This is a genomic window from Pseudomonas sp. 1176_21, assembly GCF_052850635.1.
Genome location: NZ_VXCV01000015.1, coordinates 1 through 14,206 on the forward strand (window position 1 = coordinate 1; position 14,206 = coordinate 14,206).

Here is a 14,206-nt window from a genome sequence, read left to right on the forward strand (position 1 = left end):
TGGTGGGATGGCGGCGATGTACGGCGTGACTACTACCTGGTCGAAACCCCGGCTGGCCAGCGCGGCTGGGCCTACCGGCCACTGGGCGAAGGCGGGCCGTTGTGGCTGCAGGGCTGGTTCGCATGAGCGTGGGCTATGCCGAGCTGCACTGCCTGTCGAACTTCACCTTCCAGCGCGGGGCCTCGAGTGCCCGCGAGCTGTTCGAGCGGGCGCACCAGCAGGGCTACCAGGCCCTGGCGATCACCGACGAATGCACCCTGGCCGGTATCGTGCGCGCCTGGCAGGCAGCCAGGGAGACGGGCCTCAAGCTGATCGTCGGCAGCGAGGTGCGGGTGCACGACGGCCCCAGGCTGGTGCTGCTGGTTGAAAACCTGAGCGGCTACCAGCACCTGTGCCGGCTCATCACCCTGGCGCGGCGCCGGGCGAAAAAGGGCGAATACCAGCTGCTGCGCGAAGACTTCGCCGGCCCGCTGCACGGCCTGCTGGCGCTGTGGGTGCCGGACGAGCCGTTGCAGGCCGGCCCCGGCCTGTGGCTGCGCGAGGTGTTCGGCGAGCGCCTGTGGCTGGCGGTGCAACTGCATCGCGGTGCCGACGACCATCAGCGCCTGCAACAACTGCAGGGGTTGGCCGCGAGCCTGAACCTGCGCACCGTGGCCTGTGGCGACGTGCACATGCATGCGCGTGGGCGGCGCGCGCTGCAGGACTGCATGAGCGCGCTGCGCCATCACAGCACCGTGGCCGGTGCCGGGCAGCACCTGTTCGCCAATGGCGAGCGGCACCTGCGGCCCCTGGCGCAGCTGGCCGAGCTGTACCCGGCCCACCTGCTTGAGGCCACCCTGGAGATTGCCCGGCGCTGCACCTTCGACCTCGGCCAGTTGCGCTACCAGTACCCGCGCGAAGTGGTGCCCGAGGGGTACACGCCGACCGGCTGGCTGCGCACGCTGTGCGAACGCCAGGTGCCGTGGCGCTGGCCTGGGGGAATCGAGCCGGCCGTGCGCCAGACCCTCGAACACGAACTGGCGCTGATCGCCGAGCTGGGCTACGAGAGCTACTTCCTGACCGTCTACGACATCGTTCATTTTGCCCGTGGCCAGGGCATCCTGTGCCAGGGCCGGGGCTCGGCAGCCAACTCGGTGGTGTGCTTCGTGCTGGGCATCACCGAGCTGGACCCGACCCGCACGCACCTGCTGTTCGAGCGCTTTTTATCGCGTGAGCGCGACGAGCCGCCGGACATCGACGTGGACTTCGAGCACGAACGGCGCGAAGAGGTGCTGCAATACGTGTTCAACCGCTATGGCCGCCACCGCGCCGCCCTGACGGCCGTGGCCAGCACCTACCATGCCGCCGGGGCGGTGCGCGACATTGCCCGGGTGCTGGGGCTGCCGCCCGACCAGATCAACGCCCTGGCCGATTGCTGCGGGCGCTGGACCGACCGCATCCCGCCGCCGGAGCGGTTGCGCGAAGCCGGTTTCGACCCCGACAGCCCGCTGCTGCACCGGGTGCTGACCTTGACCGGCGAGCTGATCGGCTTCCCCCGGCACCTGTCGCAGCACCCTGGTGGCTTCGTGATTTCCGAGCAGCCACTGGACACCCTGGTGCCGGTGGAAAACGCCGCCATGGACGAACGCACGGTGATCCAGTGGGACAAGGACGACCTGGACATGGTCGGCCTGCTCAAGGTCGATATCCTGGCCCTGGGCATGCTCAGCGCCTTGCGCCGCTGCTTCGACCTGGTGCGCTACCACCGCGGGCGCGAGCTGACCATCGCGACCCTGCCGCCGGACGATGTCCCCACCTACGACATGATCGGCCGTGCCGATACCGTGGGGGTGTTCCAGATCGAGTCACGGGCGCAGATGGCCATGCTGCCGCGGCTCAAGCCACGCGAGTTCTACGACCTGGTGATCGAGGTGGCCATCGTGCGCCCCGGGCCGATCCAGGGCGACATGGTGCACCCGTACCTGCGCCGGCGTAACAAGCAGGAGCAGGTGACCTACCCGTCGGATGCGCTGAAGAAGGTGTTCGAGCGCACCCTGGGTGTGCCGCTGTTTCAGGAACAGGTGATGGAACTGGCCATGGTGGCTGCCGACTATACGGCAGGCGAGGCCGACCAGTTGCGCCGTTCGATGGCCGCCTGGAAACGTCACGGCGGGCTGGAGCCACACCGCGAGCGGCTGACCCGGGGCATGCTGAACAACGGCTACAGCGTCGAGTTCGCCGAGCGCATCTTCGAGCAGATCAAGGGCTTTGGCAGCTACGGGTTCCCCGAGTCCCACGCGGCCAGCTTTGCCTTGCTGACCTACGCCAGTTGCTGGCTCAAGTGCCACGAGCCGGCGATCTTCGCCTGTGCGCTGATCAACAGCTGGCCGATGGGCTTCTACAGCCCGGACCAGATCCTGCAGGACGCGCGCCGCCACCGCATCAAGATTCGCCCGGTGGATGTGCAGCACAGCCAGTGGGACTGCAGCCTGGAGCCGGTGGGCGGCGATGAACTGGCGCTGCGCCTTGGCCTGCGCCAGGTGCGCGGCTTTCGCCAGGACGATGCCCTGCGCCTGGCACAGGCCAGGGCGCAGCGGGCGTTCGGCGATGTGGCCGACCTGTGCCTGCGTGCCGGCCTGGATGCGCGGGCGCGGGCGCTGCTGGCCGATGCCGGGGCCCTGGGCGCCCTGGCCGGGCACCGTTATCAGGCGCGCTGGGAAGTGGCGGCGGTGCAGGCGCAACTGCCGCTGTTCGCCGGGGTGGAGCCGCCCCGTGAAGTGCCGGTGAACCTGCCGGTGCCCAGCGTGGGCGAGGACCTGTTTGCCGACTATGCCAGCGTCGGCACCACATTGGGCCCGCACCCGCTGAGCCTGCTGCGCCGACGCCTGAATGGCCTGGGCTGTCGCAGTTCGCAGGCCCTGGAGGGGGCCGAACACGGCGATGCGGTGAGCGTGGCGGGGCTGGTCACCGGGCGCCAGCGGCCAGGCACTGCCAGCGGCGTGACCTTCGTGACCCTGGAGGATGAGTTCGGCATGGTCAACGTGGTGGTGTGGCGCGAGCTGGCCGAGCGTCAGCGCCGGGTGCTGGTGGGCTCGCAGCTGCTGCGGGTGATGGGTACGCTCGAATGCGCCGACGGCGTGCGCCACCTGATCGCGAAGCGCCTGGAAGACCTCAGCCCGCTGTTGCACGGGCTGGATGTGCGCAGCCGCGACTTTCGCTGATCACACCATCGCCAGGCGCTGCTTGCGGGTGGGCGGCGGGAAGGCGCGGTCGATGGCGCGCAGGTCTTCGCTGCTCAAGGTCAGGCTGGCTGCGGCGGCATTGAGTTGCACATGGCGCTTGTCCACCGCCTTGGGGATCGCGATCATGCCGTCTTCTCGGGTTACCCAGGCCAACGCCACCTGGGCCGCGGTGGCGCCATGACGTTCGGCGATCTGGTTGAGGGTCGCGTTTTTGAGCAGGCGTCCGGCCTGGGCCAGCGGGCAGTAGGCCATGGTTGGCAAGTGGCGCTTGTGGCTGTAGGGCAGCAGGTCGAACTCGATGCCGCGCTGCTCGGGGTTGTACAGCACCTGGTTGGTGGCGCAGGCCGGGTTGTCCAGCTCGCGCAGGTCATCGGTATCGAAGTTGGACACGCCCCAGCGCCGGATCTTGCCGGCCTCGCGCAGGCGCTCGAAGGCTTCGACGGTTTCCTCCAGCGGGTACTGGCCGCGCCAGTGCAGCAGGTACAGGTCGATATGGTCGGTGCCCAGGCGCTGCAGGCTGCGCTCGCAGGCGGCGGGGATGCCGCTGCGGCTGGCGTTGTGCGGGTACACCTTGCTGACCACGCAGACCTGCTCGCGACGCCCCTGGATGGCCTGGCCCACCACCCGCTCGGCGCCGCCCTCGGCATACATTTCGGCGGTGTCGATCAACGTCAGGCCCAGGTCGATGCCGTGTTGCAGGGCGGCGACCTCGGCTTTCTGCTGGCCGGGGTCTTCGCCCATGTACCAGGTGCCCTGGCCGATGACGGGTACGGTGGAGTCGCCGAGTTCGAGCGTACGCATGGAAGGCTCCTGCAAAGTGGGGAGGGTGGTCTACTGTCCTTTAGGGTTTTGTGGCGGGTCAAGCCTACCCGCGTCGACATTGATTTGAATAACCAATCAATCCATCAAAAAAACAAAATTAACAAATGAGTGGCCAAGGGTGAAGATGGCCCCAGACGCTCTCCGACGACCCTCGTCGGTTCTACAACTACAAAAGGCGAATCAGCATGGCCGGACTGGACAAGCGCGTAGCGACCTATGAAGAGGCCCTCGAAGGCCTTGCCGACAACATGACCGTACTGGCAGGCGGCTTCGGCCTGTGCGGCATCCCTGAAAACCTCATTGCCGAGATCAAGCGCCGCGGCGTGCGCGGCCTGACCGTGGTGTCCAACAACTGCGGCGTCGACGGCTTCGGCCTGGGCGTGCTGCTCGAAGACCACCAGATCCGCAAGATGGTCGCCTCGTATGTGGGCGAAAATGCCGAGTTCGAGCGTCAGCTGCTCAGCGGCGAGCTGGAAGTGGAACTTACCCCGCAAGGCACCCTGGCCGAGAAGATGCGCGCCGGCGGCGCCGGCATCCCGGCCTTCTTCACCGCCACCGGCTACGGCACCCCGGTGGCCGAAGGCAAGGAAGTGCGCGAATTCAACGGGCGCAAGTACATCCTCGAAGAAGCCATCACCGGTGACTTCGCCATCGTCAAGGGCTGGAAGGCCGACCACTACGGCAACGTGGTGTACCGCAACACCGCGCAGAACTTCAACCCGCTGGCCGCCACCGCCGGCAAGATCACCGTGGTGGAGGTCGAGGAGATCGTCGAGCCAGGCGTGCTGCTGCCTACCGAGATCCATACCCCGGGCATCTACGTCGACCGGGTCATCGTCGGCACGTTCGAGAAGCGTATCGAAAAACGCACCGTCAAAGCCTGACCCGACCCCGCGCAGAACAACAAAGAGAACCTGAGCATGGCACTTACCCGCGAACAAATGGCACAACGTGTAGCCCGTGAACTCAAGGACGGCTACTACGTCAACCTTGGCATCGGCATCCCGACCCTGGTGGCCAACTACGTCCCGGCGGATATGGACGTGATGCTGCAATCGGAGAACGGCCTGCTGGGCATGGGGGAATTCCCCACCGAAGCGCAGCTGGACGCCGACATGATCAACGCCGGCAAGCAGACCGTGACCGCCCGCACCGGCGCGTCGATCTTCAACTCGGCCGAGTCCTTCGCGATGATCCGTGGCGGCCACGTCGACCTCACCGTGCTGGGGGCGTTCGAGGTGGACGTGGAGGGCAACATCGCCTCCTGGATGATCCCGGGCAAACTGGTCAAGGGCATGGGCGGGGCGATGGACCTGGTGGCCGGTGCCGAGAACATCATCGTCACCATGACCCATGCCTCCAAGGACGGCGAGTCCAAGCTGCTGTCGCGCTGCAGCCTGCCGCTGACCGGTGCCGGCTGCATCCGCAAGGTGCTGACCGACCTGGCCTATCTTGAGATCGAGAATGGCGCGTTCATCCTGCGCGAGACGGCGCCGGGGGTGAGCGTGGAAGAGATCGTCGCCAAGACCGCCGGCAAGCTGATCGTGGCCGATGATGTGAAAGAGATGACGTTCTAGGCTGATAACCGCCTTGCCTGTGCTGGCCTCTTCGCCGGCAAGGCCGGCTCCTGCAGGGAACCACGCATTCCTGTGCAGGAGCCGGCCTTGCCGGCGAAGGGGCCTTCAGTCGTTCAAAAAAAATCAATAAGAAGGAAAATCCCGTGGCCGCCGAACTCCAAGACAGCCGCTCCGCCCGCTTTGCCCTGCGTTGCTCCAACTGGGCCGAACGCTGGTTCCCCGACTCCTGGGTGTTCGCCGCCCTGGCCGTGGTGCTGGTGTCACTGGCCGCCCTGGCCATGGGCGCCAAACCCCTCGATACCGCCACCGCCTTCGGTGACGGGTTCTGGAGCCTGATCCCCTTCACCATGCAGATGGCCTTCGTGGTCATCGGCGGCTATGTGGTGGCCAGCTCGCCGCCGGCGGTGAAACTCATCGACCGCCTGGCGCGCATTCCGAAGAACGGCCGTTCGGCCGTGTGCTGGGTGGCGCTGATATCGATGGTCGCCTCGCTGCTCAACTGGGGCCTGTCGCTGGTGTTCGGCGGCCTGCTGGTACGCGCCCTGGCGCGCCGTACCGACCTGAAGATGGACTACCGCGCCGCCGGTGCCGCCGCCTACCTGGGCCTGGGCGCCGTATGGGCCCTGGGCCTGTCCTCGTCGGCCGCGCAGCTGCAAGCCAACCCGGCCAGCCTGCCGCCGTCGATCCTGGCGATCACCGGGGTGATCCCGTTCACCGAAACCATCTTCCTCTGGCAGTCGGGCGTGATGCTGGCGGCGCTGGTCATCGTGTCGCTGATCGTGGCCTACGCCACTGCACCCGGCCCGCAGAGTGCCCGCGATGCCCAGGCCTGTGGCATCGACCCCAGCTTCAGCGCACCACCACCGGCGCAGCGCACGCGCCCAGGTGAATGGCTGGAATACAGCCCGGTGCTGACCCTGCTGCTGGTGGCCCTGGCGGCTGGCTGGCTGTACCACGAGTTCTCGACCAAGCCGGCCATCACCGCGATCTCGGGGCTCAATACCTACAACTTTCTGTTCATCATGCTCGGCGCCTTGCTGCACTGGCGCCCGCGCAGCTTCCTGGATGCGGTGGGCCGTGCGGTGCCGACCACCACCGGGGTACTGATCCAGTTCCCGCTGTACGGCTCGATCGCGGCCATCCTCACCCAGGTCAAGGGCGTGGACGCGCAAACCCTGGCGCACCATATCTCCACCTTCTTCGTGCAGATCGCCTCGCATGACACCTACGCCTTGCTGATGGGCGTGTACTCCGCGGTGCTGGGCTTCTTCATTCCCTCCGGTGGCGGCAAGTGGATCATCGAGGCGCCCTACGTGATGCTGGTGGCCAACGACCTGCAGTACCACCTGGGCTGGGCGGTGCAGATCTACAACGCCGCCGAGGCGCTGCCCAACCTGATCAACCCGTTCTACATGCTGCCGCTGCTGGGCGTGCTGGGGCTCAAGGCGCGCGACCTGATCGGCTTCTCGTTCGTGCAGTTGCTGGTGCACGTGCCGCTGGTGCTGTTCTTGCTCTGGGCGCTGGGCACCACGTTGCAGTACACGCCACCTGTGATGCCGTAGCGCATCCGGCGGGTAAAAAAGGCGATCTTCGGATCGCCTTTTTCATGCCTAAATTAAATCGATAAGCATTCGTATTAAGGGTGATCCGATGATGTCCCGCTGTGTATTTCTAAACGGAATTTCCCGCCGTAAAACAAGGAGAAGGCCGCGATGTTCGCGCCGATTACCCGTTCCATGACGTTGACACTGGGCCTGTACGGCACCGCCTGCAGCGCCGTCGCACTGGCTGACAACGAACCCCTGCCCGACGCCGCCCCCCAGGCGCTGGAGCTGGGTTCGACCAACGTGAGTGCCCAGGGCCTGGGCAGCACCACCGAAAACACCGGGGCCTACACCACCGGCAGCATGAGCACCGCAACCCGCCTGAACCTGTCGATCAAGGACACCCCGCAGTCGATGTCGGTGCTGACCCGCCAGCAGCTGGACGACTTCCAGCTCGACAACCTCTCCGAAGCCATGGGCCAGGTGACGGGCGTGGTGGTGCAGCGCAACGACTCCGAGCGCCCCACCTACAACTCGCGCGGCTATGCCATCGACAACTTCCAGATCGACGGCATGCTCAACACCTTCGCGGGGCTCAAGTCCGACTCGGACACCATCATCTACGACCGCATCGAAGTGGTGCGTGGCGCCACCGGGCTGACCACCGGCGCCGGCGACCCGTCGGGCACCATCAACATGATGCGCAAGCGCCCCACCCATGAACTGGCGGTGAAAACCGGCCTGCGTGGCGGCAGCTACGACAACTACTACAGCTATGTCGACGTGGGCGGGCCGCTGGCCTTCGACGGCCGTCTGCGCGGGCGCAGCGTGCTGGCCTACCGCGATGCCCATTCGTTTCGCGACCGCTACCAGACCCAGCGCGAGGTGGCCTACGGCATTCTCGAGGGCGACCTGAGCGACGACACCGTGCTGGCGGTGGGGTACGACTACCAGAACAAGCATGTACAGGGTGCCTCGTGGGGCACCGTGCCGTACTGGAACGCCTCCGGTGGCAAGGCCAAGCTGCCGCGTTCGAACAACATCTCGGCGCCGTGGAGTTCATGGCCGCTCAAGGACGAGACCGTGTTCGCCGCCCTCGACCAGCGCCTGGGCGGCGACTGGCACCTCAAGGCCGCCTACACCTACCGCCAGAGCGAAACCGACGGCAAGGTGTACTTCGGTGGCCAGGGCTTCCCCGAGGCCGACCGCAGCGGCATGAATGCCTGGGTCAGCCACTTCATCGGCGACGAGAAAATGAGCGCCGCCGACCTCAACCTGGGCGGGCCCTTTGCGCTGCTGGGGCGCGAGCACGAATTCATGATCGGCTATGGCGAGTCGCAGCGGCGCAACAGCGCGCCGCTCAAGCGGCCCCTGGACCTGCCGCCCGGCTACACGACCATCCCCGACTGGAAGTACCTGGGCGGGGTAGACAAGTTCGCCGATACCGTGACCAACCTGGATGGTTCGCGCGATACCACGCAGCAGAAGGCCGGCTATGTCGCCACCCGGCTGAACGTGACCGATGCACTGCACCTGGTGCTGGGCAGCCGCTACGGCAGCTGGAAGGTCACGGGGCGCTCATGGGCATTCGATGCGGCGGGGCAGGTGGTGGAGAACCCGCGCTCCAGCCGCACCCACAATGATGTGTGGACACCCTATGCGGGCGTTCTGTACGACATCACCGACCAATACACCGTGTACGCCAGCTACACCGACATCTTCAAGCCGCAGAACTACAAGGATGTCGACGACAAGTACCTGGAACCGGTGGTGGGCAGCAACTACGAGGTGGGGCTGAAGGGCAGCCTGCTGGACGAGCGCCTGAACCTGTCGACGGCGGTGTTTCGCAGCAAGCAGGACAACGTGGCCGAGGTGGACGATTCCATTCCGGTAGGGCCCAACGGCGAGCAGTATTACAAGTCCGGCGGCAAGGGCAATACCGTGGAGGGCTTCGAGGCGGAGGTCGCTGGCGAGGTGATGGCGGGGTGGAACATGACCCTGGGCTACAGCTACACCCACTCGCTGGATGCCGAGCACAAGCGGCGCAACACCACCCAGCCGTTGAACATGGTGCGCTGGAACAGCACCTACAGGGTGATGGACAGGTTGACCGTGGGTGGGTCGGTGGATTGGCAGAGCGACATCTACCGCAGCGGCAATCGTCCGGTGGGGCGAGGCAGCGATGGCCGGATCATCACGGCGCCGGCTGACATTCGCCAGCGGTCCTACACGGTGGTGGGGTTGATGTCCCGTTACGAGTTCGACGAACACCTGTCGGCGTCCTTGAACGTGAAGAACCTGCTGGATACCAGGTACTACAACAACGTGGGGTTCTACAACGGGGTGTACTGGGGTGATCCGCGCACGCTGACGGTGAGCCTGGATTGGCGGTTGTAGCGCCCTGAAGCCGAGCCAACAGGGCTGGCGATGCATGCCCTGTTGGCCGTGGCAATCCCGTGCGCCGAGGCCGTGAGAAGGCCTTACCCCATCTGTTCGAGCAACCCGCGCAACCGCTCACGCCCGGCGTCATCCAGCCCGAACACCGGCCTGCGCGGCTCGCCCACCTCCAGCCCCGTCAACGCCAACCCTGCCTTCACCGTCGCCGGCAAGCCGCCCTTGAGGATGAACTCCAGCAATGGCAACTGCCGGTAGAACAGCGCCCGCGCCGCCTCAAGGTCGTTACCCAGCACGGCCTGGTACAGCTGCTGGTTGAGCGCCGGAATCAGGTTGGCTGCCGCCGTGCACCAGCCCGTGGCACCGGCCACGAACGCTTCCAGGGCCAACGGGTTGCAGCCGTTGTAGAAAGGCACCTGGCCTTCGCCCAACTGCTGCAGCTTGTGCATGCGCTGGATGTCGCCGGTACTCTCCTTGACCATGGTCACGTTCTCGACCTGGCGCACGATGCGCATGATCAGCTCCACCGACAGGTCGGTGCCGCTGGTGGCCGGGTTGTTGTAGAGCATGATCGGCACGCCGATGCAGTCGCCGATGCTCTGGTAGTGCTGCAGGATCTCGGCTTCGCTCAGCTTCCAGTAGGCCGCCGGCAATACCATCACCGCATCTGCCCCATGGGCCTCGGCAAAGCGCGCGCGGCGCATGGCGCTGGCGGTGGTCAGGTCCGAGACGCTGACAATGGTCGGTACCCGCCCGCCAATGTGCGCCAGGCTGAACTCGGCCACCTGGTCCCACTCGCGGTCGCTCAGGTAGGCGCCTTCGCCCGTGCTGCCCAGGGGCGCGATGGCCTGTACCCCACCTTCGATCAGCCGATCGATGGAGCGGCCAAGGGCCGTCAGGTCGAGCTGGGTGCCGTCGGCGCTGAACGGGGTGATGGTGTAGCCGATGATGCCGTGAAAAGTCGTGGACATGAAAAACACTCCGCAGAAAACAGGTTCAGTTCAGGCAATCGGCATGCTGACGCAGGCACTGCCGGGCATAGTAGGCGAACGCCGCGCCGTGGCGCTTGGGGCGGGCGATCCAGTCGTGCGCTTCGCGCCCCAGCACCGGCTCGATGGGCTTGATCTGGCCGGCTGACATCGCCAGCAACTGCAGGCGCGCCGCGCGCTCGATCAACTGCGCGATCACACAGGCTTCCTCGATGCTGGCGCCGGTCGACAGCTGGCCGTGGTGCGAGAGCAGGATGGCGCGCTTGTCGCCCAGCGCCGCGCTGATCAGCTCGCCTTCCTCGTTGCCCACCGGCACCCCGGGCCAGCCTTCGAGAAACGCGCAGTCCTCGTACAGCGGGCAGAGGTCCATGTGCGACACCTGCAACGGTACCTCGAGCATCGACAGCGCGGCGATGTGGGTCGGGTGGGTGTGGATGATGCAGTTCACATCCGGGCGTGCGCGGTACACCCAGCTGTGAAAGCGATTGGCCGGGTTGGGCATGCCGCTGCCTTCGAGCACCTCCAGGTCCTCGTTGACCAATAGCAGGTTGCTGGCGGTGATTTCATCGAAGCCCAGCCCCAGTTGCTGGGTGTAGAAGGTGCCCGGTTGCGGGCCGCGGGCACTGATCTGCCCGGCCAGGCCGGAGTCGTGGCCGTTGTCGAACAGGATTCGGCAGGTCAGCGCCAGCTTTTCACGCACAGTCCACGTATTATCGGCAAGCGAGCCCTGCATCTGTTCCAGGGCCTGCTTGACCAGTTGGTCCTTGGGGAGTGCTAATGTCTTGGCCATTGGGGTTTCCTCGGTGGCGGATCGGACGTCAGGGCTGGCCCGCCCCGGTTGCTTGGAAGGTGAGCGGGGTGGTCAATCTAATGACACAAACAAGGCTATATGACACAAAGTGTCATTGGCAAGGGAAAGGTTGCCCATTGCACCGGGAATAGCGGCGTTAAATGTCTATCCGATTGAAAGTATTAAGAAAAAAACTTGGGCTGACGCTTGAGACGCTGGCCGAGAAAACGGCCATGACCAAGAGCTACCTGTCCAAGGTGGAGCGGGGTCTGAACACGCCTTCGATTGCGGCGGCGCTGAAACTGGCGCGGGCGTTGAACGTGAACGTGGAAGAACTGTTCGCCGAAGACCAGCCTGCGCAGGCGCGCTACAGCCTGGTACGCCGGGGTGAGCGCCAGGCGTTGTCCGGCAGCGCCGAAGGGCCGGGCTACGCGGTGCTGGCCCAGCATATCGGCCAGCGCAGCCTGCTGCCGTTCATCATCTGCCCGCCGGCGGACTTCAGCGACTCGACGTTCAAGGAGCACCTGGGCGAAGAGTTCCTGTTCGTGCACGAAGGGCAGGTGGAAGTGGACTTCATGCACGAGCGGGTGTTGCTCGAGCGCGGCGATGCGCTGCACTTCAATGCCCAGACACCGCACCGGCTACGCTCGGTCGGGGCGGTGCAGGCGCAGTTGCTGGTGGTGGTGCACGACGCCGACTCGCCGGTTTAACCGGGCTGTCGAATGAACGCCACCGGCACGTGGGCCGTCAGCCATACGCCATTGTCGGCCTGGAAGAACGCAAGGCCCTGGGCGTGCATTGCCGCTGCATCGATGTGCAGCAGTACCGGTGAGCCGTAACGCTGGCCGACCGCAATGGCCGTGGCGGGGTCTTGGGACAGGTGCACGTGGTGACGGTTGCCGGCGATCAGGCCCTGTTGGGCAATCGAATCGAGAAAGCGCGTTGCCGTACCGTGGTACAGCTCGGCAGGCGGCGCCTTGGGCGCGTACTGGAGCTCGACCGTCGCTGTCGAGTGCCCCTGTACGGCGCGAATCCTGCGGCCATCGTCCGACAGGCCGAAGCGTTTCTTGTCGCTGCTGGCCACCACCGCCTGCAGGTGCGCCAGGTCCAGCGCGCGGCCCTGGCGAGCGGCGCCGGCAATCAGTGCATCGACATCGCCCCAGCCTTCGCTGTCCAGTTGCAGATCGATGGATTCGGGGGCGTGACGCAGCACGTAGCTGAGAAATTTGCTGGTTTCGGTGAAGTGCTTGCTGCTCATGCGGGTCTTCCTTGAACGGTCTGCGCGGCAGCTTATCAGGGCGCGCAAGCGGCGACGAGCGGTGCGCAAGGGGCAGTGGCACGCCTTGAAGCCTGATAGAGTGCGCGTTGTTCCACTGCCCACAGGCCCGCACGCGATGACCACCACCTCGTATTTCTGGCGTGACCCGGCGTTGCCCTTCATCGAGGCGCGCGGGGTCGCAGACGGTCGCAAGGTCTGCTATGCGCGCCATTCCCATGCCGGGTTCTCCATCGGTGCGATCACTGCCGGGCGTAGCTCCTACCTCAGCGGGCACACCTGGCGCGAGGTCGAGACCGGCACGGTGGTGATGATGAACCCCGGTGTGGTGCACGCCTGCAACCCGATCGCCGACCAGCCGTGGTCGTACCTGATGTTGTACGTGGACATGCCGTGGCTGACCCGGCTTGGCTTCGCACCGGTCGCTGCCACCCTGAGTACCGCCCCGGCCCTGTTCGAGGCCCTGTTGCAGTTGTACGACGTGCTCATCGACAACCAGCGTGGCGCGGCGTGCAAGGCGGCGGCTGCCGAAGCGTTCTTCGGCGACCTGCGCCAGCAGCTGGAGGCAGCGCCACCGCCGCTGGCCAGGCCGGATGCGCGCCTGGAGCGGGCGGCGGCATTCATTCGCGCACATTGCACCGAACCGCTCAAGCTCGAAGACATCAGCCAGGCGGCCGGCTTGTCCACCTCGTATCTGATCCGCACCTTCAAGCAGCATTACGGCCTGACCCCGCACGGCTTTGTGCTGGACTGCCGCGTGCAGTACGCCCGCGCCCAGTTGCGCCAGGGCCGGCTGATCGCCGAGGTGGCGCTGGAGGCCGGGTTTGCCGACCAGGCGCATCTGCAACGGGCATTCAAGCAGCACCTGGCTGCGACGCCCGGGCATTACCGCTCAGCCTAGGCGCTGTACGAAAAGCCTTGATACTCGGTGATGCTGCGTTGAAAACAGCCTGACCTTCGTCTTTTTCATACAGACCCCTGCATCAGGTACAGCGCACTCAGCACCAGCAGGGCGGCCAGGCTGCGATTGAACAGGCGCAGGCGCCGCGGGTTGTCGAGGTAGCTGCGGATCAGGCTGCCGGCCAGCGCCCAGCTGCCCAGCGAGAGGTAGCAGATCACCAGGTAGATCAGGCTGAACTGGCCCAGCATGGCGGTTTCGCCCTGGCCCACGAAGGCGCCGATGCCCGCCACGCAGGCCAGCCAGGCCTTGGGGTTGAGCCATTGCATGGCAGCGCCGCGCAGCAGGCTGGGTGCGTGGGTATCACGCCCTTCACCGAGCGCGCCGTCGTCGCGGGCCAGTTTCCATGCCATGTACAGCAGAAACAGCACCCCGGCCCAGTGCAGGGCAACGGCAAGGCCTGGCCAGTGGCGCAGCACCTCGTGCAGGCCCAGGCCGATCAGTACCAGCAGCAGTATGAACCCCAGGGTGGCGCCGGTAACGTGGCGCATGGCCGGGCGCAAGCCATGCCGTGCGCCGGCGCCCAGGGCAACGATGTTGACCGGGCCAGGGGAAATGGAGGCGGCCAGGGCGAAGGCGGCCATGGAAAGGCTGAGGCTCATGCGGCAGATCCTTGAGGGGGAGGGTGCAGCGAG

General features: G+C 65.9%; 13 protein-coding genes. 8 read left to right on the forward strand and 5 right to left on the reverse strand.

What is annotated here, in order from left to right:
- Positions 1 to 126: hypothetical protein (locus FW760_RS23970; RefSeq protein ID WP_446444067.1), on the forward strand; the 126-nt coding region annotated here is incomplete at its 5' end.
- Positions 102 to 3,200, forward strand: coding sequence for an error-prone DNA polymerase (locus tag FW760_RS23975; RefSeq protein ID WP_446444038.1), 3,099 nt, complete (start codon positions 102 to 104; stop codon positions 3,198 to 3,200). The genes FW760_RS23970 and FW760_RS23975, both read left to right, overlap by 25 nt.
- Here the strand turns inward: FW760_RS23975 and FW760_RS23980 are convergent, their stop codons facing one another.
- Complete coding sequence (locus FW760_RS23980) at positions 3,201 to 4,022, reverse strand: aldo/keto reductase (RefSeq protein ID WP_446444039.1); 822 nt, start codon at positions 4,020 to 4,022, stop codon at positions 3,201 to 3,203.
- Positions 4,023 to 4,228: 206 nt separating this feature from the next.
- Here FW760_RS23980 and FW760_RS23985 point away from each other — a divergent pair, with 206 nt between their 5' ends.
- The 4 genes from FW760_RS23985 (at position 4,229) to FW760_RS24000 (ending at position 9,561) form a co-directional block, all read left to right on the forward strand.
- Positions 4,229 to 4,927 carry a CoA transferase subunit A gene (locus FW760_RS23985; protein ID WP_043862941.1) on the forward strand — a complete coding sequence of 233 codons (699 nt, stop codon included), beginning with the start codon at positions 4,229 to 4,231 and terminating at the stop codon, positions 4,925 to 4,927.
- A 36-nt stretch (positions 4,928 to 4,963) separates the two neighbouring features.
- A complete protein-coding gene (locus FW760_RS23990; RefSeq protein ID WP_054915387.1) occupies positions 4,964 to 5,620 on the forward strand; it encodes a CoA transferase subunit B in 657 nt (218 codons plus the stop codon).
- Positions 5,621 to 5,763: 143 nt separating this feature from the next.
- Complete coding sequence (locus FW760_RS23995; protein WP_043862939.1) at positions 5,764 to 7,182, forward strand: short-chain fatty acid transporter; 1,419 nt, start codon at positions 5,764 to 5,766, stop codon at positions 7,180 to 7,182.
- Between the two features lie 150 nt (positions 7,183 to 7,332).
- On the forward strand, positions 7,333 to 9,561 hold the full coding sequence (locus FW760_RS24000; protein WP_446444040.1) for a TonB-dependent siderophore receptor: 2,229 nt from the start codon (positions 7,333 to 7,335) through the stop codon (positions 9,559 to 9,561).
- An 83-nt stretch (positions 9,562 to 9,644) separates the two neighbouring features.
- Here FW760_RS24000 and FW760_RS24005 read toward each other — a convergent pair whose 3' ends face one another.
- Positions 9,645 to 10,529 carry a dihydrodipicolinate synthase family protein gene (locus tag FW760_RS24005; RefSeq protein WP_043862937.1) on the reverse strand — a complete coding sequence of 295 codons (885 nt, stop codon included), beginning with the start codon at positions 10,527 to 10,529 and terminating at the stop codon, positions 9,645 to 9,647.
- 25 nt (positions 10,530 to 10,554) lie between these two features.
- Positions 10,555 to 11,337, reverse strand: coding sequence for an aldolase (locus tag FW760_RS24010; protein WP_043862936.1), 783 nt, complete (start codon positions 11,335 to 11,337; stop codon positions 10,555 to 10,557).
- 161 nt (positions 11,338 to 11,498) lie between these two features.
- On the opposite strand from FW760_RS24010, the gene FW760_RS24015 reads away from it, so the two are divergent.
- Positions 11,499 to 12,047 carry a helix-turn-helix domain-containing protein gene (locus tag FW760_RS24015; protein ID WP_043862935.1) on the forward strand — a complete coding sequence of 183 codons (549 nt, stop codon included), beginning with the start codon at positions 11,499 to 11,501 and terminating at the stop codon, positions 12,045 to 12,047.
- On the opposite strand, the gene FW760_RS24020 is transcribed toward FW760_RS24015, so the two are convergent.
- Positions 12,044 to 12,595, reverse strand: coding sequence for an RNA 2'-phosphotransferase (locus FW760_RS24020; RefSeq protein WP_446444041.1), 552 nt, complete (start codon positions 12,593 to 12,595; stop codon positions 12,044 to 12,046). The two genes, FW760_RS24015 and FW760_RS24020, sit on opposite strands and share 4 nt — an antisense overlap.
- 136 nt (positions 12,596 to 12,731) lie before the next feature.
- Between FW760_RS24020 and FW760_RS24025 the strand changes: the two genes are divergently transcribed.
- The gene (locus FW760_RS24025) at positions 12,732 to 13,514 is read left to right on the forward strand and encodes an AraC family transcriptional regulator (protein ID WP_088515382.1); all 783 of its coding nucleotides are present in this window, start codon (positions 12,732 to 12,734) and stop codon (positions 13,512 to 13,514) included.
- Positions 13,515 to 13,579: 65 nt separating this feature from the next.
- Here FW760_RS24025 and FW760_RS24030 read toward each other — a convergent pair whose 3' ends face one another.
- Entirely contained in the window at positions 13,580 to 14,173 is a 594-nt protein-coding gene (locus FW760_RS24030) for a LysE family translocator (protein WP_446444042.1), read from the reverse strand.
- Between the last annotated feature and the right edge of the window lie 33 nt (positions 14,174 to 14,206).

Bases quoted from the DNA above. Each gene is read 5' to 3' on its own strand.
- FW760_RS24005 (WP_043862937.1), bottom strand. From the start codon at position 10,529: ATGTCCACGACTTTTCACGGCATCATCGGCTACACCATCACCCCGTTC.
- FW760_RS23990 (WP_054915387.1), top strand. From the start codon at position 4,964: ATGGCACTTACCCGCGAACAAATGGCACAACGTGTAGCCCGTGAACTC.
- FW760_RS24000 (WP_446444040.1), top strand. From the start codon at position 7,333: ATGTTCGCGCCGATTACCCGTTCCATGACGTTGACACTGGGCCTGTAC.
- FW760_RS24030 (WP_446444042.1), bottom strand. From the start codon at position 14,173: ATGAGCCTCAGCCTTTCCATGGCCGCCTTCGCCCTGGCCGCCTCCATT.
- FW760_RS23985 (WP_043862941.1), top strand. From the start codon at position 4,229: ATGGCCGGACTGGACAAGCGCGTAGCGACCTATGAAGAGGCCCTCGAA.
- FW760_RS24025 (WP_088515382.1), top strand. From the start codon at position 12,732: ATGACCACCACCTCGTATTTCTGGCGTGACCCGGCGTTGCCCTTCATC.
- FW760_RS24010 (WP_043862936.1), bottom strand. From the start codon at position 11,337: ATGGCCAAGACATTAGCACTCCCCAAGGACCAACTGGTCAAGCAGGCC.
- FW760_RS24020 (WP_446444041.1), bottom strand. From the start codon at position 12,595: ATGAGCAGCAAGCACTTCACCGAAACCAGCAAATTTCTCAGCTACGTG.
- FW760_RS24015 (WP_043862935.1), top strand. From the start codon at position 11,499: ATGTCTATCCGATTGAAAGTATTAAGAAAAAAACTTGGGCTGACGCTT.
- FW760_RS23980 (WP_446444039.1), bottom strand. From the start codon at position 4,022: ATGCGTACGCTCGAACTCGGCGACTCCACCGTACCCGTCATCGGCCAG.